Raw genomic sequence first — 23123 nt, forward strand, 5'->3', positions numbered from 1 at the left:
CGCGTGCCGCCCCTCAGTGCGGCAGCGTCGCCGGGCTGCCGCCGTTGGCCTCGTAACCCGCGACCGCCAGGGCCCGGTAGACCGCGAACTCCGCGGCGGGGTCGGGGGACAGGGTCCAGGGGAGCGCGCCGACATGGCCGTCGATGTGCATCAGCTGGGTCATGGCCTCCGCCCAGCGCTCACCGCGGACCAGGAAGAAGACCAGCAGGTGCCGGACGTGCGCCGCCATCGGGTCGTCGGGGCGGGCCGCGTGCACCGCGTGCAGCGCGCCGTGGACCGCCTTCGTCACCACCTGGCTCTGGTAGAAACCGCTGACCAGGTTCACCTCCGGCAGGTGCTCGAACACCGCGAACAGCGGCATCGCGGCCAGCAGCGAACCCTGCGGCGCCCGCGCGGCCGCGGCCTCCGCGAACGAGTACGCCAGCTCCCGCGAGCCGTGCCACTTCTCGCACCAGTAGTGCAGAGCGGCCAGATGCGCGCCCATGTGGGCCGGCGCACGGTCCAGGATCTTCAGCCAGACCTGCTCGAAGTCCTTCCGCTCGTAGGCCAGTCCACGGGCCACCGAGAGCTCCACGATGTACGGGACCGGGTCACCGGGGGCCAGCAGCGCCGCCTCGCCGCACGCCGCCTTCGCCTCCTCCATGATGATCCGGAACTCGTCCGTCCCGCGCGTCGCCGTACGCCACGCCTGCTGCACCAGGAACTCGGCGTGCACCGCCGCGCCCCCCGCGTCCTTGGGCACCTCCGCACGCCACACCCGCAGCCACTGCCCGCCCGGCGACTCGCCGGCCCCGCCGGGCCGCGCGGCGAGCTCCAGCGAGGCGGCGCCCGCGAAGGCCTGCACGCGCTGCCAGCGCAGCTCGCTCGTCGCGTCGGTGCCGGCCAGCAGCTGCCGGGCCCCGCGGTAGTCCTGGGTGCGCTGCACCAGGTCCAGGACGTCCAGCAGGTCCTGGTCGGGGCCGGGCATGCGGACGTCCAGTTCCTCCTCGAGGGCGAAGCCGTACCCGGCCGGGTCCGCCGCGTCGGGGTGGCCGGCCGGCACCTGCGTGATCCCGCCGCGCCCGCGCCTCAGGAACGGCAGCACCACGAAGCCGATCATGACCATCGCGAGCAGGACCAAGAGAATCTCCATGTCTCAAGCGAACCAGATCGCGTCGGTACTTGGCCAACGTGGTGCCGGGCCTGTGGACGACCCGGCTGCCGTCATCGGGTGCGCGGGCGGACTACCCTCGGTGCACATGAGCGACACGCACATCAGTCAGCACTTCGAGACCCTCGCGATCCACGCGGGCAACACGGCCGATCCCCTCACCGGCGCGGTCGTGCCGCCGATCTACCAGGTCTCCACCTACAAGCAGGACGGGGTCGGCGGCCTGCGCGGCGGCTACGAGTACAGCCGCAGCGCCAACCCGACCAGGACCGCCCTGGAGGAGAACCTCGCGGCCCTGGAGGGCGGCCGCCGCGGCCTCGCGTTCGCGTCCGGGCTGGCGGCCGAGGACTGCCTGCTGCGCACGCTGCTCGCCCCCGGCGACCACGTGGTGATCCCGAACGACGCGTACGGCGGAACGTTCCGCCTGTTCGCGAAGGTCGTCGCCCGCTGGGGCGTGGAGTGGTCGGTGGCCGACACCAGCGACCCGGCCGCCGTCCGGGCCGCCCTCACCCCGAAGACCAAGGCGGTGTGGGTGGAGACCCCCTCCAACCCGCTGCTCGGCATCACCGACATCGCCGCCGTCGCCCAGATCGCCCGGGACGCGGGCGCCCGCCTCGTCGTCGACAACACCTTCGCCACCCCGTACCTCCAGCAGCCGATCGCGCTCGGCGCGGACGTCGTCGTGCACTCCCTGACCAAGTACATGGGCGGCCACTCGGACGTCGTCGGCGGCGCCCTGGTCACCGGTGACACGCAACTCGGGGAGGAGCTGGCCTACCACCAGAACGCGATGGGCGCGGTCGCCGGACCGTTCGACTCCTGGCTGGTGCTGCGCGGCGCCAAGACACTCTCCGTGCGCATGGACCGGCACAGCGAGAACGCCACCAAGGTCGCCGACATGCTCAGCCGGCACGCGCGCGTGACGAGCGTCCTCTACCCGGGGCTGCCCGAGCACCCCGGCCACGAGGTCGCCGCCAAGCAGATGCGGTCCTTCGGCGGCATGATCTCCTTCCGCGTGGAGGGCGGCGAGGAAGCGGCCGTCGAGGTCTGCAACCGGGCCAAGGTCTTCACGCTCGGCGAGTCCCTGGGCGGTGTCGAGTCGCTGATCGAGCACCCCGGACGCATGACGCACGCGTCCGTCGTGGGCTCCGCCCTCGAGGTCCCCGCCGACCTGGTGCGCCTCTCCGTCGGCATCGAGAACATCGACGACCTGCTCGAGGACCTCCAGCAGGCACTCGCCCGTTAAGGGTCTGCCGGAGAACAACATGTGGGTGGTTAGCGCGCTGACTTGCGGCATCAAGTCCGGAAACCCACAGGTTGTCTCCCTGCGAACCCTGACGACCTTACCCGCGACAGCGAGCGGGCTCCCGGCGCCCTGCGACTTGGCCGCCGGCGTTGTCGCGGGTGAGGTCGTAAGAAGCAGGCCCCAGGGGCCGTCGAAACCCGTACGCACGGGGTGGAGCCGTACCCGACGGCGGCTCCGCCCCTGCCGTACCCGGCTCGGAGCGAGGGGGCCGTGCACGGCGGGGCTCAGGAGGAGGGCTGCTCCTCCTGCCCCGGTACGTCCGGGGCCGACATCCGCGCGGACAGGGCGCCGTTGAAGCGCGTGAGGAGCGCGCAGAAGGCCTCGCGCTCCTCCTGCTCCCAGTCCTGCGTCAGTTCGGCCATCAACTGACGCCGTGAGGAACGCACTTCCTCCAGGCGTGCGTGCCCGCGCGGAGACAGTTGGAGCACCACCGCCCGGCCGTCCTCGGGGTGCGAGGTGCGTTTCACCAGGCCGGTGTCGACCAGCGGGGCCACCTGACGGGTGACCGTCGACGAGTCGATGCCCATGCTCGCGGCGAGCGCCTTGACCCCCATCGGGCCTTCGCTGTCGAGGCGGTTGAGCAGCAGATAGGCGGCGCGGTCCATGAAGGTGCGCGCCTGGCCGACGCCGCCGAGCCGGGTCTGTTCGGCGCGGCGGGCGAACAGCGCCACCTCGTGCTGCAGCGTGTCGAGGAGGCCGGTGTCACCGACGGTCGTCGTGTCCATCGACATGTCAGGTGTTGTGGGCATGGCCGGAGGCTCACTTCGTGAAGGGCTGCTAATTGGGGGACAGGGTACGCGGCCGGGAGGCGGCCCGTACCGGCGCTGGGGAAAGCCGGGTCCGCCCGCCGGCCGCCGCGCACGCCCGCGCCCGTGAACTGCGATGCTGGAGTCATGAGCTACGGCACGGCTGACTCCTTGCGCACCGTCACCCTCGACGATGTGCGCGGTGCCCGGAAGATGCTCCAGGGTGTCGCGCGGGTGACCGCGATGGAGAGCAGCAGACACCTGTCCCGCACGGTGGGCACCCCGGTGCACCTGAAGTGCGAGAACCTCCAGCGCACGGGTTCGTTCAAGCTGCGCGGCGCGTATGTCCGGATCGCCGGGCTGCTGCCGGAGCAGCGCGCCGCCGGTGTCGTCGCCGCGAGCGCCGGAAACCACGCGCAGGGCGTCGCGCTCGCGTCCTCGCTGCTCGGGGTGGGCTCGACGGTGTTCATGCCGAAGGGCGCCCCGCTGCCGAAGATCAGCGCCACCCGGGAGTACGGGGCCGAGGTGCGCCTGCACGGCCAGGTGGTCGACGAGGCACTGGTCGCGGCGGAGGCGTACGCGGCCGAGACGGGCGCCGTGCTCATCCATCCCTTCGACCATCCCGACATCATCGCGGGCCAGGGCACCGTGGGACTGGAGATCCTGGAGCAGTGCCCGGAGGTGCGCACGATCGTCGTCGGTACCGGCGGCGGTGGGCTGATCGCCGGGATCGCGGTCGCGGTGAAGGCACTGCGGCCGGACGTACGGATCATCGGGGTGCAGGCGGAGGGCGCGGCCGCGTATCCGCTCTCGCTGGCGGCCGGGTACCCGGTGTCGGTGCGCAACCCGGCGACGATGGCCGACGGGATCAAGGTGGGGCGGCCCGGCGACGTGCCGTTCGGGATCGTCGGCGAACTGGTGGACGAGGTCCGCACCGTCACCGAGGGCGAGCTGTCGGCCGCGCTGCTGCTGTGCCTGGAGCGGGCCAAGCTGGTCGTGGAGCCGGCCGGCGCGAGTCCGGTCGCGGCGCTGCTGAGCCGTCCCGACTCCTTCGAGGGGCCGGTCGTGGCGGTGCTGTCCGGCGGCAACGTCGACCCGGTACTGATGGAGCGGGTGCTGCGGCACGGGATGGCGGCGCAGGGCCGCTACCTGGCCGTACGGTTGCGGCTGGCGGACCGGCCGGGCGCCCTCGCGACGCTTCTCGGGGCATTGTCAGTGGCCGACGCTAACGTCCTCGACGTGAGCCATGTACGGACCGACCCCCGGCTCGGGCTCACGGAGGTGGAGGTCGAAGTGCACCTCGAGACGAAGGGCCCGGCGCACCGCGCCGAGGTCGACCGGATCCTGCGCGACGCGGGCTACACGATCATCGACTGACTCAGCGGTCACCCTTTGTCACTCGTACGTGTCAATGCGTTGAGAGACGCGATACATCGCGTTATGGTGTGTGTCGTGCGTCCCGCCCCGGCGCGACAGGGGTGATCGAGGGCGACAAGGCACGGAATGGCACGACAAGGAATGGCGCAGCGCACATTCCTGGGCTTTTCAGAAGATTCCCAGATGACGTGGAGACTCATATGCCAGGCGCCATCTATGCCGAAGGCCTGGTGAAGACCTTCGGCGACGTAAAGGCACTGGACGGTGTCGACCTCGATGTTCCCGAGGGCACCGTCCTGGGCCTGCTCGGGCCGAACGGCGCGGGCAAGACCACCTCCGTCCGCTGCCTGACCACCCTGCTGCGCCCCGACCGCGGAAGGGCGGTGGTCGCCGGTATCGATGTGCTCAAGCACCCTGACGCCGTGCGCCGCTCCATCGGCCTGTCCGGCCAGTTCGCGGCGGTCGACGAGTATCTGACCGGCCGCGAGAACCTGCAGATGGTCGGGCAGCTCTACCAGATGCGGGCCAAGGCGGCGAAGGCGCGCGCGGACGAACTGCTGGAGCAGTTCCACCTCGCGGACGCCGCCGACCGCACCGCGAAGACCTACTCCGGCGGCATGCGCCGACGGCTCGACCTCGCGGCGGCCCTCGTCGTCTCACCGCCCGTGATGTTCATGGACGAGCCGACCACCGGCCTAGATCCGCGCAACCGCCAGCAGCTGTGGGAGGTGATCAAACAACTCGTCTCCGGCGGTACGACGCTGCTGCTGACCACCCAGTACCTGGAGGAGGCCGACCACCTCGCGCACGACATCGCGGTGGTCGACCGGGGCCGGGTCATCGCCCAGGGCACCTCCGACCAGCTCAAGGCCCGCACCGGCGGGGAGCGCGTCGAGGTCGTGGTGCACGAGCGGGAGCACATCCAGGCCGCCTCCGCCCTCCTGGACAGGTTCAGCCTGCGCGGCTCGGACCAGGGTGACACCAAGGTCGAGGAGCACATGCGCAAGATCACCACACCGGTCTCCGGCGGCGCGAAGCTCCTGGCCGAGATCATCCGCGAACTCGACATCCGCGGCATCGAGATCGACGACATCGGTCTGCGCCGCCCGACCCTCGACGACGTCTTCCTCTCCCTCACCGGTCATGTCGCGGAGGCCGGGGGAGAGGACGGCGGGCCACCCGGCGCCGGACGGGGCAGCGCCGGACAGGGCAGCGCCGGACGGGGCAGCGCCGGACAGGGCAGCGCCGGACAGGGCGGCGCTGGACAGGGACATCCGCACAGGAAGGAGGCCGCCAAGTGAGCGCCGTCACCGACGCCGTGCGGATCGCGGCACCCGGAAACCCCCTCGCCCAGTCGATCCGGGACTCCCTGATCGTCGCCAAGCGCAACCTGATCAGGATGGCCAGGATTCCCGAAGTGGTCATCTTCGGGCTCGTCCAGCCGATCATGTTCGTGGTGCTGTTCTCCTACGTGTTCGGCGGGTCCATGAACATCGGGGGCACCACGAGCCCGCAGGTCTACCGCGAGTTCCTGATGGCCGGCATCTTCGCCCAGACCGTGACCTTCGCCACCGCCGGAGCCGGTGCGGGTATCGCGGAGGACATGCACAAGGGGCTCATCGACCGCTTCCGTTCCCTGCCCATGGCCCGCGGCGCGGTGCTCACCGGCCGTACCCTCGCCGACCTGGTGCAGACGGCGCTCACCCTGCTGGTGCTCGCCGTGGTCGCCCTGCTGGTCGGCTGGCGCACCCACACCGGCGCCGGCGAGGTGCTCGCCGCCTTCGGGCTGCTGCTGCTCACCGGATACGCGTTCACCTGGATCGGCGCGGTCATCGGCCTGTCGGTCCGCTCCCCGGAGGCGGCCACCTCCGGCGGCCTGGTGTGGCTCTTCCCGGTCACCTTCGTGTCGAACGCGTTCGTGGACACCGATCAGATGACCCCCTGGCTGCGTCACATCGCGGAGTGGAATCCGTTCAGTGCCACCGTCCAGGCCTGCAGGGAGCTCTTCGGCAACCCCGGAGTCTCCACCTCGGACGCCTGGCCCATGCAGCACCCGGTGTGGGCCTCGCTGATCTGGTCGGTCCTGATCATCCTCGCCTTCAGGACGCTCGCCGTACGCAAGTACCGTTCGGCGACGGCATGACAAAACCCCCGGCAGCCTCCCGTGAGGGAGAGCCGCCGGGGGCCCGGTCATGGACCCGCGGGTGCGGAACGCAGGGGGAGCCGGCTGGAGCCGGCGCGGGTCAGCCCTTGTACGGCTCGGCCTTGAGGATCTTCACCGAGGCCTTCTTGCCGTTCGGCAGCTCGTACTCCGCTTCCTCGCCGACCTTGTGGCCGTTCACCCCGGTACCCAGCGGGGACTGCGGTGAGTACGTCTCGATGTCCGAACTCGCGTATTCGCGCGAGGCGAGGAGGAAGGTCAGCGTGTCGTCCTCGTCGCCGTCGAAGGCGATCGTGACGACCATGCCGGGCCCCACCGTGCCGTCGGCCGCCAGCGCCTCGCCGACCTTGGCGTCCTCGAGGAGCTGGGTGAGCTGCCGCACGCGGAGCTCCTGCTTGCCCTGCTCCTCCTTGGCCGCGTGGTACCCGCCGTTCTCCCGCAGGTCGCCCTCCTCGCGCGCGGCGGCGATCTTCGCGGAGATCTCCGTACGCGCGGGACCAGTAAGGTACTCAAGCTCGTCCTTGAGCTTGTTGTACGCCTCCTGGGTCAGCCAGGTGACGTTCTCGCTGGTCTGGGTCACTGGTGCTCCTCGTAGGTACGTGGGAATACAAAGCATCGCCCTCCCTGAAGGATGTTCCTCCACGGATGGGCGAAACCACGAGCCTAACAATTCAACGGCGGAAGGGGGAGGACATAAGCCACCGGAGTCATGTTTCCGCAGGTCGAAGAGGGGTCGATACCCGCAGGACCGGTCGGGTCGGACTCAGTCCGCGTGGCACCCGATGAGCTCGGCCGAGGAGCCCGGAGAGGTCGTGCGGAGCGTGACGACCTTGTCGATGCGGGTGTCGTCCCCGCCGAAGCGGAAGTCGGCGCGGCCCACCTCGGCGCCGTCCGCGGCCTGGGACCGCACCGTGCAGTAGCCCTCGACCCCGGCGTCCTTGTGCACCTCCAGGCGCACCTGCACCGCGGTCTTCGAGGTGTCGAAGCCGATCAGCTCACCGCTGATCTCGTTCTTGACGACGTAGTGGTAGCCGAACCAGCCGAACAGGGCGAGCATGACCACGGCCAGGGCCGCGCCGGTGATCTTGAGAACGCGGTCGGCACGTTCGTCCGAAGAGCGGCCGTAACGGCCCTCGGGCGGTCGCGTGCTCGCCGTACTCATGATCGTCTCCTCGGCAGGAACGGGACGCGTGCCCCCCCGGAAAGGCCCGGAACCGGGCTCCCGGAATTATTCATCCCCGGCTTCGGTCACTATAGAAGCCTTCCGTCCACCGCCCGCCCGCCGCCCCACCGCGACGTCCCACGGGACGGCCGCCGGCGGAAGCGCGTGCCGGGTGCGCGGGGCGCCTACCGACTTGAGGAATGAGTCTTGACTGACCAGCTGCGACTGATGGCCGTGCACGCCCACCCCGACGACGAGTCGAGCAAGGGCGCGGCCACCATGGCGAAGTACGTGTCCGAGGGGGTGGACGTGCTGGTCGTGACCTGCACGGGCGGGGAGCGCGGCTCCATCCTCAACCCCAGGCTGCAGGGTGATCCGTACATCGAGGAGAACATCCACGAGGTCCGCAGGAAGGAGATGGACGAGGCCCGGGAGATTCTCGGGGTGAAGCAGGAATGGCTCGGCTTCGTCGACTCCGGTCTGCCCGAGGGCGACCCGCTGCCCCCGCTGCCCGAGGGCTGCTTCGCCCTCCAGGACGTGGTCAAGGCGGCCGGTGAGCTGGTGCGGAAGATCCGCGCGTTCCGTCCCCAGGTGATCACCACCTACGACGAGAACGGCGGCTACCCGCACCCCGACCACATCATGACCCACAAGATCACGATGGTGGCGTTCGAGGGCGCGGCGGACACCGGGACGTACCCGGAGGACGAGTTCGGCCCGGCCTTCCAGCCGCTGAAGGTCTACTACAACCAGGGTTTCAACCGGCCCCGCACCGAGACGCTGCACCAGGCGCTGCTGGACCGCGGCCTGGAGTCGCCGTACGGGGACTGGCTCAAGCGCTGGGCGGAGTCCGAACGCAAGGAGCGCACGCTGACCACGCACATTCCGTGTGCGGACTTCTTCGAGATCCGTGACAAGGCGCTGATCGCGCACGCCACACAGATCGACCCCGACGGGGGCTGGTTCCGGATCCCGATGGAGATCCAGAGGGAGGTCTGGCCCACCGAGGAGTACGAGTTGGCGAAGTCCCTCGTGGCCACCTCCCTCCCCGAGGACGACCTCTTCGCGGGCATCCGCGACAATGCCTGATATGAGCGCAAGCGCACACCTGGCAATGAGCCACCTGGTCACCCTCGCCGAGTACGACAAGGACAAGGTCACCCCCGGTGCCCTCGGCTTCATCGTGTTCGCGGTGATGGCCCTGGCGGTCTGGGGCCTGATGAAGTCGATGACCCGGCACATGAACCGGGTGGACTTCGCCGAGCCCGGGTCCCGGGCGGCGGAATCCGAGAACGCCGGGCAGCCGGCCGCGGACGCGGCAGGGAAGAAGCAGGGCTGATCCGCGCAGTCTTCCGACGGTTCCGGAAGGCTGCGCGGCAGCACACCACGCGGCAGCACACCACGCGGCAGCACGCTGCGGGGCGGCACACCACGCGGCAGCACGCTGCGGGGCGGCACACCACGCGGCAGCACGCTGCGGGGCGGCACACCACGCGGCGGCACACCACGCGGCGGCACACCACGCGGCGGCACACCACGCGGCAGCACGCTGCGGGGCGGCACACCGCGGTGTCACCCGTGTCACAGGGTGGCCCGCGTCACAGCTGTGCCTGCCCGCTCACCCGCTCGCCCAGCCGGGTTGCTCGCGTCGCCGCGCCGCCGGTCGACGCGGACCCACGGCAGGGTCTCGTCGGCCTGCTCCGGGCGGCCGATCCAGGACGTCTTCCGCCACCGGCCCGCCCCGCCACCGCCCCGCCACCGGCCCGCCCCACCACTGCCCCGCCCCACCCCGCCCCGCCACCGGCGAACAGCAGCCGGCAGCAGCAGTCACCAGGAGCAGTCACCAGCGGTTCCGGCGGCGCCGGCCGGGCCCGCCGGACACGAGGTCCTGGAGCACACCGGCGTCACCCCACCGGGCCGCCCCGCGTCTTCGACCCCATGGGCACCCCCATCACCTCGCGTGCGTGGCGGCTGGGGACCATGCCCAGGCGCCAGGCCTGCCAGCCCGCCTCCAGGCTCGCCCCCCGCTCCAGCAGCAGCTGGTAGGCGTCCACGTAGTCGCCCAGCTTCTCGTCGCGGGTGGCGTGCGTGGTCCGGCCGAGCTGGGCCAGCTCCTCCTGGGCCACCGCCGTACCCACCTCCGTACCGCCCGGGGCCGCGTACGGGAGCAGGGTGCAGCGCAGGAACCGCGCCCAGTCCTCGCCGCGCCGGTCCCCGTAGGACGCGAACAGCGCCGCCGCCTCGTCGCACAGGGCCAGCGCCTGCTGGGTGCGGGCGTTGCCCGCGTCGACGACCGCCAGCTCGAGGCAGGTCCACGCCTCGCCGTGGGCCACCCCGATGCGCTGGAAGTCCGCGCGGGCGTCGACCAGCAGCTGACGGGCGAAGCCGGAGTTGCGCAGCGAACCGGTCTGCGCGGCCCGCTGGTCGCGGGTGACGCGGGCCGAGTGGTGCCGGGCGCAGGCCAGCCCGTACACGTCCCGCATCCGGGAGAACATGGTGCGGGACCGCTCCAGTTCGCGCACCGCCAGGTCCAGGTCGCCGGTCTCCTCCAGTGCCTGGCCCAGGTAGTACAGCGTCCACGCCTCCCCCCGCGCGTCCTCGTTGTCCCGGTGCCGGGCGGTGGCCCGCCGCAGGTCCTCCACGGCCGGCGAGGCGTCCCCCTCGATCAGCCGGGCACGGGCCAGCTGGGTCAGCGCCCACGCCTCGCCGCGGGCGTCGCGGGTGCGGCCGTACAACTCGAGCGCGGTGCGCAGTTCCGTCTGGGCGCGGGGGACGTCGCCCATCCGCAGGTTCAGCTGCCCGAGCTGGAAGTGCGCCCAGGCCTGGCCGTGCACGGACTCGCCCGCCCGGTGCAGCACCAGCGACTCGGTGAGCAGGTCCAGGGCCTCGGACAGCCGGGCCCGGTCGCGTTCCACCGCGGCCAGCGCGTGCATCGTCCACGCCCGGTCGGTGGCCAGCTGGGGCGCGGACTGCAGGTCCATCGCCTCCCGCAGCCGCGCCGAGGCCTCCGTCAGATTGCCCTGGTGGTGCAGTGTGATGCCCAGCGAGGTCAGCGCCCGCGCGGCGCCCGCGTCGTGATGCGCCTCCCGGTACAGGTCGACCACCGACGTCAGGGTCGTCCGCGCCTTGTCCAGTTCGCCCAGCTGCCGGGCCGCGATACCGGTGCGCCACTGCACCGAACGCACCAGCAGTCCCTCGTCCACGGTCTGCGCCAGCTCGTTGATCTCCCCGAGCCGGTACAGGTCGCCGCGCAGCAGGCAGTAGTCGCACAGGGCGCCCAGGAGGTTCAGCACCGCCCTCCGGTCGACGCCCTCCGCGTGCCGCAGTGCCGCCGTGATGAAGCTCGACTCGTCGTCCAGCCAGCGCAGCGCCTCGTCCAGGGACGTGAAGCCGTACGGGCCGAAGCGGTCCGAGCGGGTCGACATGTTCCCGTCGACCAGCCGCAGCACCGAGTCGGCCAGCTCGGCGTAGTTCACGATCAGCCGCTCCTGCGCCGCCGCCCGCTCGGCCGGGTCCTCCTCGTCGAGGAGACGGGCCAGTGCGAAGGCGCGGACGAGGTCGTGCAGCCGGTAGCGGCCCTGCCGCACCGGGGTGATCAGACCGGCCCGGGACAGCGCCTCCAGATGCCGCCGGCCCTCGGCCTCGTCGGTGCCGAGCACCGCGGCCGCCGCTGCCGCGCCCAGCGAGACCCGGCCCGCCAGCGCCAGCCGCCGCAGCAGCCGCCGCAGTGTCTCCGGCTGGTCGGTGTAGCGCAGCCACAGGGCGCGCTCGACCGGGTCGACCGGTCCGTAGACGCTCAGGTCCGAGGCCAGCGCACGCGGTGAGCGCGCACCCAGTGAGGAGCCGGCGATCCGCAGCGCCAGCGGCAGCCCGCCGCACAGTTCCCGGATCCGGTCGGCGGACTCGGCGTCGTAGGGCTCGGACAGGTCCTGCGCGGCGGCGGTCAGGAGTTCCTCCGAGCCCGCCGGGTCCAGCGCCTCCACCGGCAGCTGGTGCACCCGGGCCGGCAGGTCGTCCGGCAGGCCGAGCGGAGCCCGGGAGGTCACCAGGACCAGGCTGTCGGAACGCTCCGGCAGCAGGGTGCGGACCTGCTGCGGGTCCGCGGCGTCGTCGAGGACGATCGTCACCGGCATGCCCGTCACATGCTGGTGGTACAGCTCGCTCAGCCGTCTGACCTGCTGGTCGGGCGAGGACCGCTCACGGAACAGCAACTGCTCGCGGGGCGCCCCCAGCCGGTTCAGCAGATGCAGCAGCGCGTCCCGGGTGGGCAGCGGCGCCTCGCCGGGGCTGTCGGCGCGCAGATCGACCACGCAGGCGCCGCGGAAGTGGTCCTTCAGGTCGTGCGTGGCGCGCACCGCGAGCGTGGTCCGGCCGCTGCCGGGCGCCCCGTACAGCACCACCACCGTGGGCAGTGTCTCCGTGGTCGCGCGCGCGGCCTGCGCCCACTGCCGGATCTGCGCCATCTCCCGCCGCCGCCCCGCGAACGTCCCCACCGGCTCGGGCAGTTGGCCGAACGACTGCTCGAGGACACTGCGCCCGCGGGCCGCCGCGCTCTTGTCGGCGCCGCGCAGCCGCGGTCCCGTCCGCCGGGACCCGGTGGACGCGGCGAGCATCCGCTGCTGGTCCAGGAACGGCCGGATGCCGCGCACCTCCAGCGCCGTCAGCCACTGCAGCCGCAGCTGCTCCGGTCCGCCCGGCTGGCTCACGGCGCCGGCCCGGTGGTGGGCGGCGGGCACATGCGCGCCCACGACCTTCACCACGGTCGCCGCCGCCCCGGCCACCCCGACGGCCACGCCCGCGCCGAGCGCCGTCCCGGTCCCGGTGCCGAGGAAGAGGTCGGCGACCACGGCCGTCGCCCCGGCCACCCCGGCCACCAGTAACGGCGTCCCGGCGCCCTCACGGGCGTACCGCTGGCGGAGGGTGAGCTGTCCGGCCGCCGCGTCGTCCAGAGCACGGGTGTACGCCTCGTACTCCTCGGCCGCCGTCCGCGCCATCGCCTCCAGCGCGCCGCGTGCCCGGGACACCAGCAGCTTCCCGTCGGTGCGCCCGCCCGACCGGCGCACCTCTTCCTCCACAGCCCGTGCCAACAACCGCTCGGCGTCCGCACGATGACTGTCCCGCATGTCACGTCCCCCTCCGGGGGCCCCGGCCGCCCCCGGTGTGCCCGGGTGTCCTGGGGTCCCTCCCGTCCCCTCCCCGAGACCCTTTCGGGTTATGCGTGAGCCTGGTGTCCTGTGCACGCCATATCTCGGGGAGGGAGGACAAGCCGCCGCCCGAGGAGACCCCCGGGCGGGCACCCGAGGAGACAGCCGGGCGGGCACCTGGGCGGGGCATCCGGGCCGGCACCCGGCCGGGCGCTTGGGTAGCGGACAGCGGACAGCGGACAGCGGACAGCGGCCGGGTACCCGGCCGCAGCGGTGCCGTGCCGGTCCTGGGGCAGGATGGACCCATGCCGAACCGACTGGCCCACGAGACGTCCCCCTACCTCCTTCAGCACGCCGACAACCCCGTCGACTGGTGGCCCTGGTCGGACGAGGCCTTCGCCGAGGCGCGCGAGCGGAACGTGCCCGTCCTGCTGAGCGTCGGGTACGCGAGCTGCCACTGGTGCCATGTGATGGCGCACGAGTCGTTCGAGGACCGGGCCACCGCCGACTACCTGAACGCGCGCTTCGTGAGTGTCAAGGTGGACCGCGAGGAGCGCCCCGACGTGGACGCCGTCTACATGGAGGCCGTGCAGGCGGCGACCGGGCAGGGCGGCTGGCCGATGACGGTGTTCCTCACCCCGGACGCCGAGCCGTTCTATTTCGGCACCTACTTCCCGCCCGAGCCCCGCCAGGGCATGCCGTCCTTCCGGCAGCTGCTCCAGGGCGTGCACCAGGCCTGGGACGAGCGCCGGGAGGAGGTCGCCGAGGTCGCCGGGAAGATCGTGCGGGACCTGGCCGGACGGGAGATCTCCTACGGCGACGCGCAACCGCCCGGCGACGAGCAGCAGTCGCAGGCACTGCTCGGCCTGACCAGGGAGTACGACCCGCAGCGCGGCGGATTCGGCGGGGCGCCGAAGTTCCCGCCGTCCATGGTGATCGAGTTCCTGCTCAGGCACCACGCCCGCACCGGCGCCGAGGGCGCCCTGCAGATGGCGCGGGACACCGCCGAGCGGATGGCGCGCGGCGGGATCTACGACCAGCTCGGCGGAGGCTTCGCCCGCTACTCCGTCGACCGGGACTGGGTGACCCCGCACTTCGAGAAGATGCTCTACGACAACGCCCTGCTGTGCCGCGTCTACGCCCATCTGTGGCGGTCCACCGGGTCGGAGCTCGCGCGCCGGGTCGCGCTGGAGACCGCCGACTTCATGGTCCGCGAACTGCGCACGCCGGAGGGCGGGTTCGCGTCCGCACTCGATGCCGACAGCGACGACGGCACCGGGCGGCACGTCGAGGGGGCCTACTACGTCTGGACGCCGGCGCAACTGCGGGAGGCGCTCGGTGAGCAGGACGCCGAACTCGCCGTGCGCTACTTCGGGGTGACCGAGGGGGGCACCTTCGAGGAAGGCGCCTCCGTACTCCAATTGCCCCAGCAGGAAGAGGTGTTCGACGCCGACCGGATCGCCGGCCCCGGCGGGATCAAGGAGCGGCTGCTCGCGGCGCGCGGCGCCCGTCCCGCTCCCGGCCGGGACGACAAGGTCGTCGCCGCCTGGAACGGGCTGGCCGTCGCCGCGCTCGCCGAGACCGGCGCCTACTTCGACCGGCCGGATCTGACCGAGGCCGCCGTCGCCGCCGCCGACCTGCTGGTCCGGGTGCACCTCGACGACCACGCCCGGATCGCCCGGACCAGCAAGGACGGCCGGGTCGGCGGCAATGCCGGCGTCCTGGAGGACTACGCCGACGTCGCCGAGGGCTTCCTCGCACTGTCCTCGGTGACGGGGGAGGGGGTGTGGCTGGAATTCGCCGGGCTGCTGCTCGACCATGTGCTGGCCCGCTTCACCGACCCGGAGTCGGGCGCCCTGTACGACACGGCGTCCGATGCCGAGCGGCTCATCCGGCGCCCGCAGGACCCGATGGACAACGCCGTCCCGTCCGGCTGGACGGCCGCCGCGGGCGCGCTGCTCGGGTACGCGGCGCAGACCGGTTCCGCGGCTCATCGCACCGCCGCGGAAAGGGCGTTGGGCGTGGTGAAGGCGCTCGGCCCGCGGGTTCCGCGGTTCGTCGGCTGGGGGCTCGCGGTGGCCGAGGCGGCGCTGGACGGGCCGCGGGAGGTCGCGGTGGTCGGCCCGGCGCTCGACGATCCGGCGACGAAATCCTTGCACCGTACGGCACTTCTGGGCACCGCCCCGGGCGCGGTGGTCGCCGTCGGGGTGCCGGAGAGCGACGAGTTCCCGCTGCTGGCCGACCGGCCCCTGGTGGGCGGTGAACCGGCCGCGTACGTCTGCCGCAACTTCACCTGTGACGTGCCGACGACCGATCCCGACCGGTTGAACGCGGCCCTGGGCGGCTGAGCCGGCGGCCGACGCGGCGAGGCGGACGGGCGGCCGGGTTCAACCGGGCCGGGTTCAACCGGGCTGAATTCAACCGGGCCGGGTTCGACCGGACTTCCTGACGCCGGTGGTGGCCGGTGTTGGCCGGTGATCAGGGTGAGGTGTGTCTCTCCGTGGCCCTGCCGCCCGGCGCTGAGGTGCTGGAGACCGGTGGCGCGCACTGCGCAACCGGGCCGCCCCGGTCTTCGAGGGCCGGGCCCCCGCGGCCACCGCCCCGTCAGTGTCCCTCGCACTCCGTCAGGTCCGGGCGGCCCGGCGGGTTCTTGTTGCCCGTCAGGCCGGACAGGTGCTTCGTGTACATGTTCTCCCAGGTCTTGCCGGCCAGGATGGTCCGGAGTGCCGAGCACACCTCGTTCTTCAGGAGCGGGGTGCCCGGCCGCATCGCCACGCCGTAGCCCTCCGCGCCCTGGATGTTCTCCAGTTGCCGCACCTTGCCCGGGTTCGCCGCCACGTACCCGGCGAGGATGATGTCGTCCGAGGCCACCGCGTAGACGTCGGACTTCGGGTCCAGCAGCTTGTCCAGGCAGTCCTGGTAGGTGTTGGGCTGCGACTCCGCCATGGTGAAGCCCAGGTCGGGCAGCGTGTCCTCGTACGTCGAATCCCGCGCGGTGCAGACCGCGACGCCGTGGTCCCGCAGATCGCTGGAGTCGTTGATCGTGTACCGGCTCGACTTCTCGCGGACCAGGAAGCTCCGGCTCGCCTCGTAGTACGGGCCCGCGAAGTCGACGCTGTACTCGCCGGGTGGGGCGGTCTTGCGGTCGTCCGTGATGGTGTACGACGCGACGATCAGGTCCACCTTTTTGGTCTTGAGCGCGGTGCTCCGGTAGTCGGTGGCCACCGTGGTGAAGGCGACATCGCTCCTGTCGTAGCCCATGCTCGCGGCAACGGCGTAGGCCAGGTCGATGTCGTAACCCGAGTATGTCCGGGTCTTCTCGTCATACTTGCTCAGTCCGGGTTGGTCGCCCTTGACACCGATTTTCAGGCGGGTGTGTGCGGGTGTGTCCTTCCACCGCTGCTGCGCACCGCTTCGGCCCGGGTCCTGGTCCGAGCCGGCCCGGTCGCCGGACGTGTCGTCCCGGCCGTCGCCCTGCGAGACGAACCAGCCCGCGCCGGCCAGCAGCGCGACGCACACCACCGCTGTCGCCACCTTCCAGCCCCGGTACCGGCCGCGTTTCCCGCTCGCCGCCGGAGGAGCGGGGACGGGCGCGGCAGGTACGGGTGCCGGGGGAGCGGTGGAGGGCTCCGGCGACGGGTCCGGGTCCGGGTCTGGTGTTTGCGGGCCGGGTGAGCCCGGGGCCGTCGGCGGGCGCGTGGCCGTGGCGATCCGGGCGGCGTCGGGCGTGGCGGGGCCCCCCAGCACATCACGGAGCATCTCCTCCGCCGAGGCCGCGTCCAGGCGCTGCCGTGGGTCCGTGATCAGCAGTCCCTGAATGACCGGAGAGAGGGGTCCGGCGTACCGGAGGGTCTGCTCGGGGGACTGCCTGATGTTCTCCTGGACCTCCCAGACCTCGTTGCCGGCGAAGGGGACGCGGCCCTCGACCATCTCGTACAGCGTGACCCCCAGCGCCCACAGGTCCGACGCGGGCGTGGGGCCTCGGGACGTGGGGGTGAAGAGTTCGGGTGCCAGGTACGAGGGTGTGCCGACGACGCTTCCGGAGCGGGTCACCCGGGTCGCGCCGTCGAACGTGGCGATCCCGAAGTCCACCAGGATCGCGAGCCCGTCGTCCCGGACGAGGACGTTGCCCGGCTTCACGTCGCGGTGGACGACCGACGCGCCGTGGACCGCCCGCAGGCCCTGGAGGATCTGGAGGCCGATGTCCGCCGCCCGGGGCACGGAGAGCACCCGTTCGCTGCGCAACAGGTCCGCCAGAGACCTCGCTTCGAGCAGCTTCATCACGATCCAGACCTGGTTGTCGGTCTCGATCCGGTCGTGGACCGTCACCACGTTCTGGTGCTCGATCTTGGCGATGGCCTCCGCTTCACGCCGCGCCCGCCGCATCGCCGCCGTCCGCGCGTCCGCGGTCATGGCGTTCCGGCCGAGCAGCCCCTTCACGGCGACCAACCGGCGCAGTCGCCGGTCGTGGGCCTTCCAGACCTCGCCCATCCCCCCGCTGCCGATCGGCTCCAGCAGCTCGTAGCGGCCGTCGATCACGGTGCGGGAGGACGGCTGATCGCCGTGCGGCGGCGTCCCCGGCCACTGCTGCGGCGCGCCCGTGTCCGCGCGCTGGAGGCCGTCGCCCGCCCAGCGGTCGGAACGCCCGGCAGTTCCGTCGGCTGCTCCGCCGGCTCTGTCTTCGCTGTGCATACGACCCCCCGCGCAATGCGTGAACCAGGCCACACTAGTTGCCGTTTCCTCACGCTCGGACGCGACATTCTGACGTGCCGGTTCACGCCCGGCGGCCCGGTGGTGCGGACGCCTCTCAGGAGCGGAACCGCCGTTGCTCTTCGGTGACCGGCCGTTGACCCACTGGCCTGCGGGAGAGCACAGGGACTCCAGCACAGGGACTCCAGCACAGGGAGTCCACCTCGCCGGCCTCAGCCAGGAGTGCGCCGGGCTTCTTCCCCCTGGGCGACCCGGCTCAGCGCGCTTTCCACGATCGCCTCCAACTTGTCGTGGTGCGCGCCCCGCCAGTAGGCGCGGCCGCAGTCGGCGCACTGGGCGAACACGTCGTACGAGCGGTGCGTGCCGCTCTTCAGCTGGTCGGCGACCTCGTCCTTGGTGGCGGTGCGGAGCAGTCCGTTGCAGGCGGTGCAGCGGGTCCAGGGGCGCAGCTCGGGCCGGAACCGGTCCAGGACGTACGGGAGCTGCTCGTCGGGCCCGGTGCTGTAGACGAACGCGCCGGCCCACAGTTCCCGGCGGCGCAGCAGCCCGCGGTCGCGGCTGAGCATCACCCGCTTCTCGGCCGCGGACCGGGCGGCCAGGGCGGGGTCGCCGATGTCCGTCGACTCGTACGCCGTGTCGACGCCCAGCAGCCGCAGCCGGCGGGCCAGTGTGCCGAGGTGGACGTCGAGGAGGAAGCGGAGCGGGGCACCGGGTACGTGCTGGGGGTGGGCGACGGGGTGGACGGTGACCGACTCGCCCGTGGCCGGGAGGTGTGAGACGGGCACCTCGCGGCCGTCCACGAGCAGTGCGCCGACCTCGGTCAGCGGGACGCCGAGGGACTCGACGACGTGACCGAGGGTGGAGACGCCGTCGGCCGGGGCCACCGCGCCGCCGGTGGTGCGTGCCCGGGGGACGAAGACGAGCAGGTCGGGGGCGAACTCGACGTGGATCTCGGGACCGTTCACCGGATCAGGATGTCATGCGCGCGGCCCGTGGCTCCGGGATTTCGGGGCGCCCCGGCCCGGTGGTCCGGGGCGCCCCTCGGCTCATCCGTGCTGGGAGGCCACCAGGAAGATGCCCACGTAGTGGGCGATGAAGGCGGCCAGGGTCAGGGAGTGGAAGACCTCGTGGAAACCGAACCAGCGCGGTGACGGGTTGGGCTTCTTGAGGCCGTAGATCACCCCGCCCGCGCTGTAGAGCAACCCGCCCACGATCACCAGGACCAGGACGGCGATGCCGCCGGCGCGCATGAAGTCGGGGAGGTAGAAGACGGCGGCCCAGCCCATCGCGATGTAGCAGGGGGTGTAGAGCCAGCGCGGGGCTCCCACCCAGAACACGCGGAAGGCGATGCCGGCGAGGGCCGCCGCCCAGATGCCCCACAGCAGCCATTGGCCCTTGGCGTCCGGCAGGAGCAGCAGGGTGAGCGGCGTGTAGGTGCCGGCGATGATCAGGAAGATGTTGGCGTGATCGAGGCGGCGGAGCACTCCGTCCATGCGCGGGCTCCAGTCGCCTCGGTGGTACAGGGCGCTCACACCGAACAGCAGGCAGGCCGTCAGCGCGAAGACCGCGCAGGCGATCCGGCCCCGGGTCGAGTCGGCGAGGGCGACGAGCACCAGTCCGGCGACCAGGGCGGCGGGGAACATACCCAGGTGCAGCCAGCCGCGGAGCTTGGGTTTGACCGGATGGGGGAGCGAGAGCGGGACCGGGCCGCGGCCTTCGGCCGGCTGTTCTGTGGGTGCGTCAGGCGCGTCGGGGGCGTCGGGGGCGAACGCTGTCATAACCGCCATCGTACCTACGGAGCCGTAAGTTACGGGCCGGTGTGCCGGGATCGATCTTGCCGGAGTGGCCATCCTCTCACGTGACGTACTCGTCAGTACGCCCCGTGGCGCATCCCGGGCCGGCGGGGGAGGTCGTGCAGGGAAGTCGCATGCGGAAGCCCTCCGGCGGGGCCGCCCGGGAAAGCCCTCCGGCGGGCCGTTCGGGATGGCCGTTCGGGGAGGTCGCCCGAGTGTGCCGTCCGGTGGGGCTGTCTGAGGATGCCGTCCGGCGGGGCTGTCCGGGATGGCCGTTCGGGGAGGTCGCCCGAGTGTGCCGTCCGGTGGGGCTGTCTGAGGATGCCGTCCGGCGGGGCTGTCCGGGATGGCCGTTCGGGGAGGTCGCCCGAGTGTGCCGTCCGGTGGGGCTGTCTGAGGATGCCGTCCGGCGGGGCTGTCCGGGATGGCCGTTCGGGGAGGTCGCCCGAGGGTGCCGTCCGGTGGGGCTGTCCGAGGATGCCGTCCGGCGGACCGTTCGGGATGGCCGTTCAGGGAAGTCACCCGAGGACGCCGTCCGGCGGGCTGTCTGAGGATGCCGTCCGGCGGGCCGTCCGGGATAGCCGTTCAGGGAGGTCGCCCGGGGCGCTGTCCGGTGGGGCCGCCGAGGTGGCGGTCCGGTGAGGTCACTCGGGGCGGCTCTCCGGCGAAGCCGTCGGGGAGGTCACCCAGGGGGTCATCCGGGGAGGCCGTCCGGCGAAGCCGCCCGGGGAGGTCGCCGGGCGAGGCCGTCCGGGGGCGGCCGAGAGGGAGTCGAGGGCGAGGCGGTAAAGAGATGGTCGGATGAACGCAACGCGCCCGTAAAGAAACCCAGCGTGCATGCCTTCCCTTCCCGGAAACAGTGGTCAGCGTCACTCTGCTCACATGTGAGACCCCCTGGACAGATGGGCACTCGCATCGGAGGATCAAATGAGTGCGGTCGGCACCGGATGAGCGCCAGGGTTCCATCGTGAAGTATCCGGGCCGCAGCCCCCACGGGGCCCTCCAGTCAAAGAACCCTCACTTAGGAGCAATCGTGGCGCGCGACATCGCGGCTCCCGGCGTCCCCACCACCCACCAGGGACTCATCTCCTGGGTCAACGAGATCGCCGAGCTGACCCAGCCGGACCACGTGGTCTGGTGCGACGGCTCCGAGGCCGAGTACCAGCGGCTGAGCGAAGAACTGGTCGACAAGGGCACGTTCCGCAAACTCGACCCGATCAAGCGCCCCAACTCCTACTACGCGGCCTCCGACCCCAGCGACGTCGCCCGCGTCGAGGACCGCACCTTCATCTGCTCCGAGAAGGAGGAGGACGCCGGGCCCACCAACCACTGGAAGGCCCCCGGCGAGATGCGGGAGATCTTCACCGGTGAGAAGGGCGTCTTCCGCGGCTCCATGAAGGGCCGCACGATGTACGTCGTGCCCTTCTGCATGGGCCCCCTCGGCTCGCCGCTCTCCGCGATCGGTGTCGAGATCACCGACTCCGCGTACGTCGCCGTCTCCATGCGCACCATGACCCGCATGGGGCAGCCGGTCCTGGACGAGCTCGGCTCCGACGGCTTCTTCGTCAAGGCCGTGCACACCGTCGGCGCCCCCCTGGAGCCCGGCCAGGAGGACGTGCCCTGGCCCTGCAACAGCACCAAGTACATCTCGCACTTCCCCGAGGACCGCGAGATCTGGTCCTACGGCTCCGGCTACGGCGGCAACGCCCTGCTCGGCAAGAAGTGCTACGCCCTGCGCATCGCCTCCGTCATGGCCCGCGACGAGGGCTGGCTCGCCGAGCACATGCTGATCCTCAAGCTGACCCCGCCCACCGGGGAGTCCAAGTACGTCGCCGCCGCCTTCCCGAGCGCCTGCGGCAAGACCAACCTCGCCATGCTGGAGCCCACGATCTCCGGCTGGACCGTCGAGACGATCGGTGACGACATCGCCTGGATGCGGTTCGGCGAGGACGGCCGCCTCTACGCGATCAACCCCGAGGCCGGCTTCTTCGGCGTCGCGCCCGGCACCGGCGAGCACACCAACGCCAACGCGATGAAGACCCTGTGGGGCAACTCCGTCTTCACCAACGTCGCCCTCACCGACGACGGCGACGTGTGGTGGGAAGGCATGACCGAGGAGACCCCGGCCCACCTGACCGACTGGAAGGGCAACGACTGGACGCCCGAGTCGGGCACGCCCGCCGCCCACCCCAACGCCCGCTTCACCACGCCCGCCGCCCAGTGCCCGATCATCGCGCCCGAGTGGGAGGACCCCAAGGGCGTGCCGATCTCCGCGATCCTCTTCGGCGGGCGCCGCGCCACCGCCGTACCGCTGGTCACCGAGTCCTTCGACTGGAACCACGGTGTCTTCCTCGGGGCCAACGTGGCCTCCGAGAAGACCGCCGCCGCCGAGGGCAAGGTCGGCGAGCTGCGCCGCGACCCGTTCGCCATGCTGCCTTTCTGCGGCTACAACATGGGCGACTACATGGGCCACTGGATCGACGTGGCGAAGGACAAGGAGCAGTCCAAGCTGCCGAAGATCTACTACGTCAACTGGTTCCGCAAGAACGACGAGGGCACGTTCGTCTGGCCCGGCTTCGGTGAGAACAGCCGCGTCCTGAAGTGGATCGTGGAGCGCCTGGCGGGCAAGGCGGACGGCGTCGAGACCCCGATCGGCGTCCTGCCGACCAAGGAGTCCCTCGACACGGACGGCCTCGAACTGGCCGACGCGGACCTGGACTTCCTGCTCAGCGTCGACAAGGAGGTGTGGCGCGAGGAGGCCGCCCTGGTCCCCGACCACCTCAACACCTTCGGCGACCACACGCCCACCGAGCTGTGGGACGAGTACCGCGCCCTGGTGCAGCGCCTGGGCTGATCACGCCCGCTTCCCCGAACAGGGGAACCAAGAACGCCGCGGCCGGCTCCGATCGCGCCCTGACCAGCACCATCGTCACGGCCGGCCGCGGTGAACACCCCAAGCCGGCAGCACCACGAACCGGCAGCACCACAGACCGGCGAGGCCCCGCACAACGGCGTGGGGGGCCCTGGGCCTGTCGTCACCATCCCGTCCGCCCCGACGGGAACGGGCGGCGACGGGCCTTCGCCCTTTCCCGGACCGCTCACCGGTCCTCCGCCGTCCGGACCGCTCACCGGTCCTCCGCCGCTTCCGGCCGATCCCGGCCCTCGGCCACTTCGACCGGCCCTCCAGGCACTGCGAGAGCGGCTGTCGCCGCTTCTCCTCCCGCACGCTCTCGACCCGCTGCCGTGCCTCCTCGTGGAGCAGCCCGAGCCGGCACTCGAGATGCCGCTCCGGAGGTTCCCGGCCCGGTGCGAGCCGCGCCCACCAGCGGGTCCGTACGGAACGAGTCGACGGCTTCCGGGATGTCCTGCCGCACCGCCCGGGACAGGGCGCGGACGGCCTCCGGGGCCCGGGCGAGGATCTCGGGCGTCCAGTCGGGGTCGCGCTGCGGGCGGCCGAGGAGATGCTGACGGCGAGGATCGCGGCGCGGCTGACGGTGGAGAGCACCGAACGGATCCCACTTACGCGGCGCTGCTGGAGGTCGGCCGCGCCCGGAAGACCATCTTCCTGGCCCGC

Annotated in this window: 16 protein-coding genes; 8 read left to right on the forward strand and 8 right to left on the reverse strand. The window is 71.8% G+C overall.

The window, feature by feature from the left end:
• Window positions 1–13: 13 nt before the first annotated feature.
• The gene (locus tag V4Y04_RS23470) at window positions 14–1132 is read right to left on the reverse strand and encodes a hypothetical protein (RefSeq protein ID WP_332430290.1); all 1119 of its coding nucleotides are present in this window, start codon (window positions 1130–1132) and stop codon (window positions 14–16) included.
• A gap of 106 nt (window positions 1133–1238) precedes the next feature.
• Here V4Y04_RS23470 and V4Y04_RS23475 point away from each other — a divergent pair, with 106 nt between their 5' ends.
• The gene (locus V4Y04_RS23475; protein ID WP_332430291.1) at window positions 1239–2396 is read left to right on the forward strand and encodes a cystathionine gamma-synthase; all 1158 of its coding nucleotides are present in this window, start codon (window positions 1239–1241) and stop codon (window positions 2394–2396) included.
• 284 nt (window positions 2397–2680) lie between these two features.
• Here V4Y04_RS23475 and V4Y04_RS23480 read toward each other — a convergent pair whose 3' ends face one another.
• Window positions 2681–3187 carry a MarR family winged helix-turn-helix transcriptional regulator gene (locus V4Y04_RS23480; RefSeq protein WP_332432977.1) on the reverse strand — a complete coding sequence of 169 codons (507 nt, stop codon included), beginning with the start codon at window positions 3185–3187 and terminating at the stop codon, window positions 2681–2683.
• Window positions 3188–3349: 162 nt separating this feature from the next.
• Between V4Y04_RS23480 and ilvA the strand changes: the two genes are divergently transcribed.
• The 3 genes from ilvA to V4Y04_RS23495 all read left to right on the forward strand — a co-directional run bounded on the left by ilvA (window position 3350) and on the right by V4Y04_RS23495 (window position 6722).
• Window positions 3350–4579, forward strand: coding sequence for a threonine ammonia-lyase (ilvA, locus tag V4Y04_RS23485; protein ID WP_332430292.1), 1230 nt, complete (start codon window positions 3350–3352; stop codon window positions 4577–4579).
• Between the two features lie 200 nt (window positions 4580–4779).
• The gene (locus V4Y04_RS23490; RefSeq protein ID WP_332430293.1) at window positions 4780–5880 is read left to right on the forward strand and encodes an ATP-binding cassette domain-containing protein; all 1101 of its coding nucleotides are present in this window, start codon (window positions 4780–4782) and stop codon (window positions 5878–5880) included.
• Window positions 5877–6722, forward strand: a complete 846-nt coding sequence (locus V4Y04_RS23495) for an ABC transporter permease (protein WP_332430294.1) — start codon at window positions 5877–5879, stop codon at window positions 6720–6722. Before V4Y04_RS23490 ends, V4Y04_RS23495 begins: the two co-directional genes overlap by 4 nt.
• 100 nt (window positions 6723–6822) lie before the next feature.
• Here V4Y04_RS23495 and greA read toward each other — a convergent pair whose 3' ends face one another.
• Window positions 6823–7320 (reverse strand): transcription elongation factor GreA, encoded by a 498-nt coding sequence (greA, locus tag V4Y04_RS23500; protein WP_332430295.1) that lies wholly within the window; start codon window positions 7318–7320, stop codon window positions 6823–6825.
• Window positions 7321–7503: 183 nt separating this feature from the next.
• Entirely contained in the window at window positions 7504–7902 is a 399-nt protein-coding gene (locus V4Y04_RS23505) for a DUF4307 domain-containing protein (protein WP_332430296.1), read from the reverse strand.
• A 207-nt stretch (window positions 7903–8109) separates the two neighbouring features.
• Here V4Y04_RS23505 and mca point away from each other — a divergent pair, with 207 nt between their 5' ends.
• On the forward strand, window positions 8110–8991 hold the full coding sequence (mca, locus tag V4Y04_RS23510; protein WP_332430297.1) for a mycothiol conjugate amidase Mca: 882 nt from the start codon (window positions 8110–8112) through the stop codon (window positions 8989–8991).
• On the forward strand, window positions 8984–9241 hold the full coding sequence (locus tag V4Y04_RS23515) for a hypothetical protein (RefSeq protein ID WP_332430298.1): 258 nt from the start codon (window positions 8984–8986) through the stop codon (window positions 9239–9241). The genes mca and V4Y04_RS23515 overlap by 8 nt, the downstream gene beginning before the upstream one ends.
• Before the next feature lie 565 nt (window positions 9242–9806).
• Here V4Y04_RS23515 and V4Y04_RS23520 read toward each other — a convergent pair.
• A complete protein-coding gene (locus V4Y04_RS23520; RefSeq protein ID WP_332430299.1) occupies window positions 9807–13025 on the reverse strand; it encodes a tetratricopeptide repeat protein in 3219 nt (1072 codons plus the stop codon).
• A gap of 326 nt (window positions 13026–13351) precedes the next feature.
• Here V4Y04_RS23520 and V4Y04_RS23525 point away from each other — a divergent pair, with 326 nt between their 5' ends.
• Window positions 13352–15394, forward strand: a complete 2043-nt coding sequence (locus tag V4Y04_RS23525) for a thioredoxin domain-containing protein (RefSeq protein ID WP_332430300.1) — start codon at window positions 13352–13354, stop codon at window positions 15392–15394.
• Between the two features lie 256 nt (window positions 15395–15650).
• Here V4Y04_RS23525 and V4Y04_RS23530 read toward each other — a convergent pair whose 3' ends face one another.
• The 3 genes from V4Y04_RS23530 to trhA form a co-directional block, all read right to left on the reverse strand.
• Entirely contained in the window at window positions 15651–17738 is a 2088-nt protein-coding gene (locus V4Y04_RS23530) for a serine/threonine-protein kinase (protein WP_332430301.1), read from the reverse strand.
• A gap of 230 nt (window positions 17739–17968) precedes the next feature.
• Window positions 17969–18721 (reverse strand): Mut7-C RNAse domain-containing protein, encoded by a 753-nt coding sequence (locus tag V4Y04_RS23535; RefSeq protein ID WP_332430302.1) that lies wholly within the window; start codon window positions 18719–18721, stop codon window positions 17969–17971.
• Window positions 18722–18802: 81 nt separating this feature from the next.
• On the reverse strand, window positions 18803–19534 hold the full coding sequence (gene trhA / locus V4Y04_RS23540) for a PAQR family membrane homeostasis protein TrhA (RefSeq protein ID WP_332430303.1): 732 nt from the start codon (window positions 19532–19534) through the stop codon (window positions 18803–18805).
• 1048 nt (window positions 19535–20582) lie between these two features.
• On the opposite strand from trhA, the gene V4Y04_RS23545 reads away from it, so the two are divergent.
• Window positions 20583–22403 carry a phosphoenolpyruvate carboxykinase (GTP) gene (locus tag V4Y04_RS23545; protein WP_332430304.1) on the forward strand — a complete coding sequence of 607 codons (1821 nt, stop codon included), beginning with the start codon at window positions 20583–20585 and terminating at the stop codon, window positions 22401–22403.
• Window positions 22404–23123: the final 720 nt, after the last annotated feature.

The sequence above is a fragment of the Streptomyces sp. P9-A2 genome (assembly GCF_036634175.1).
GTDB lineage: Bacteria > Actinomycetota > Actinomycetes > Streptomycetales > Streptomycetaceae > Streptomyces > Streptomyces pratens.

Coding starts and splice junctions, on each gene's coding strand:
- ilvA (WP_332430292.1), top strand. CDS start 3,350: ATGAGCTACGGCACGGCTGACTCCTTGCGCACCGTCACCCTCGACGAT.
- V4Y04_RS23480 (WP_332432977.1), bottom strand. CDS start 3,187: ATGTCGATGGACACGACGACCGTCGGTGACACCGGCCTCCTCGACACG.
- V4Y04_RS23475 (WP_332430291.1), top strand. CDS start 1,239: ATGAGCGACACGCACATCAGTCAGCACTTCGAGACCCTCGCGATCCAC.
- V4Y04_RS23525 (WP_332430300.1), top strand. CDS start 13,352: ATGCCGAACCGACTGGCCCACGAGACGTCCCCCTACCTCCTTCAGCAC.
- V4Y04_RS23530 (WP_332430301.1), bottom strand. CDS start 17,738: ATGCACAGCGAAGACAGAGCCGGCGGAGCAGCCGACGGAACTGCCGGG.
- V4Y04_RS23520 (WP_332430299.1), bottom strand. CDS start 13,025: ATGCGGGACAGTCATCGTGCGGACGCCGAGCGGTTGTTGGCACGGGCT.
- V4Y04_RS23490 (WP_332430293.1), top strand. CDS start 4,780: ATGCCAGGCGCCATCTATGCCGAAGGCCTGGTGAAGACCTTCGGCGAC.
- V4Y04_RS23470 (WP_332430290.1), bottom strand. CDS start 1,132: ATGGAGATTCTCTTGGTCCTGCTCGCGATGGTCATGATCGGCTTCGTG.
- trhA (WP_332430303.1), bottom strand. CDS start 19,534: ATGACAGCGTTCGCCCCCGACGCCCCCGACGCGCCTGACGCACCCACA.
- V4Y04_RS23515 (WP_332430298.1), top strand. CDS start 8,984: ATGCCTGATATGAGCGCAAGCGCACACCTGGCAATGAGCCACCTGGTC.
- V4Y04_RS23505 (WP_332430296.1), bottom strand. CDS start 7,902: ATGAGTACGGCGAGCACGCGACCGCCCGAGGGCCGTTACGGCCGCTCT.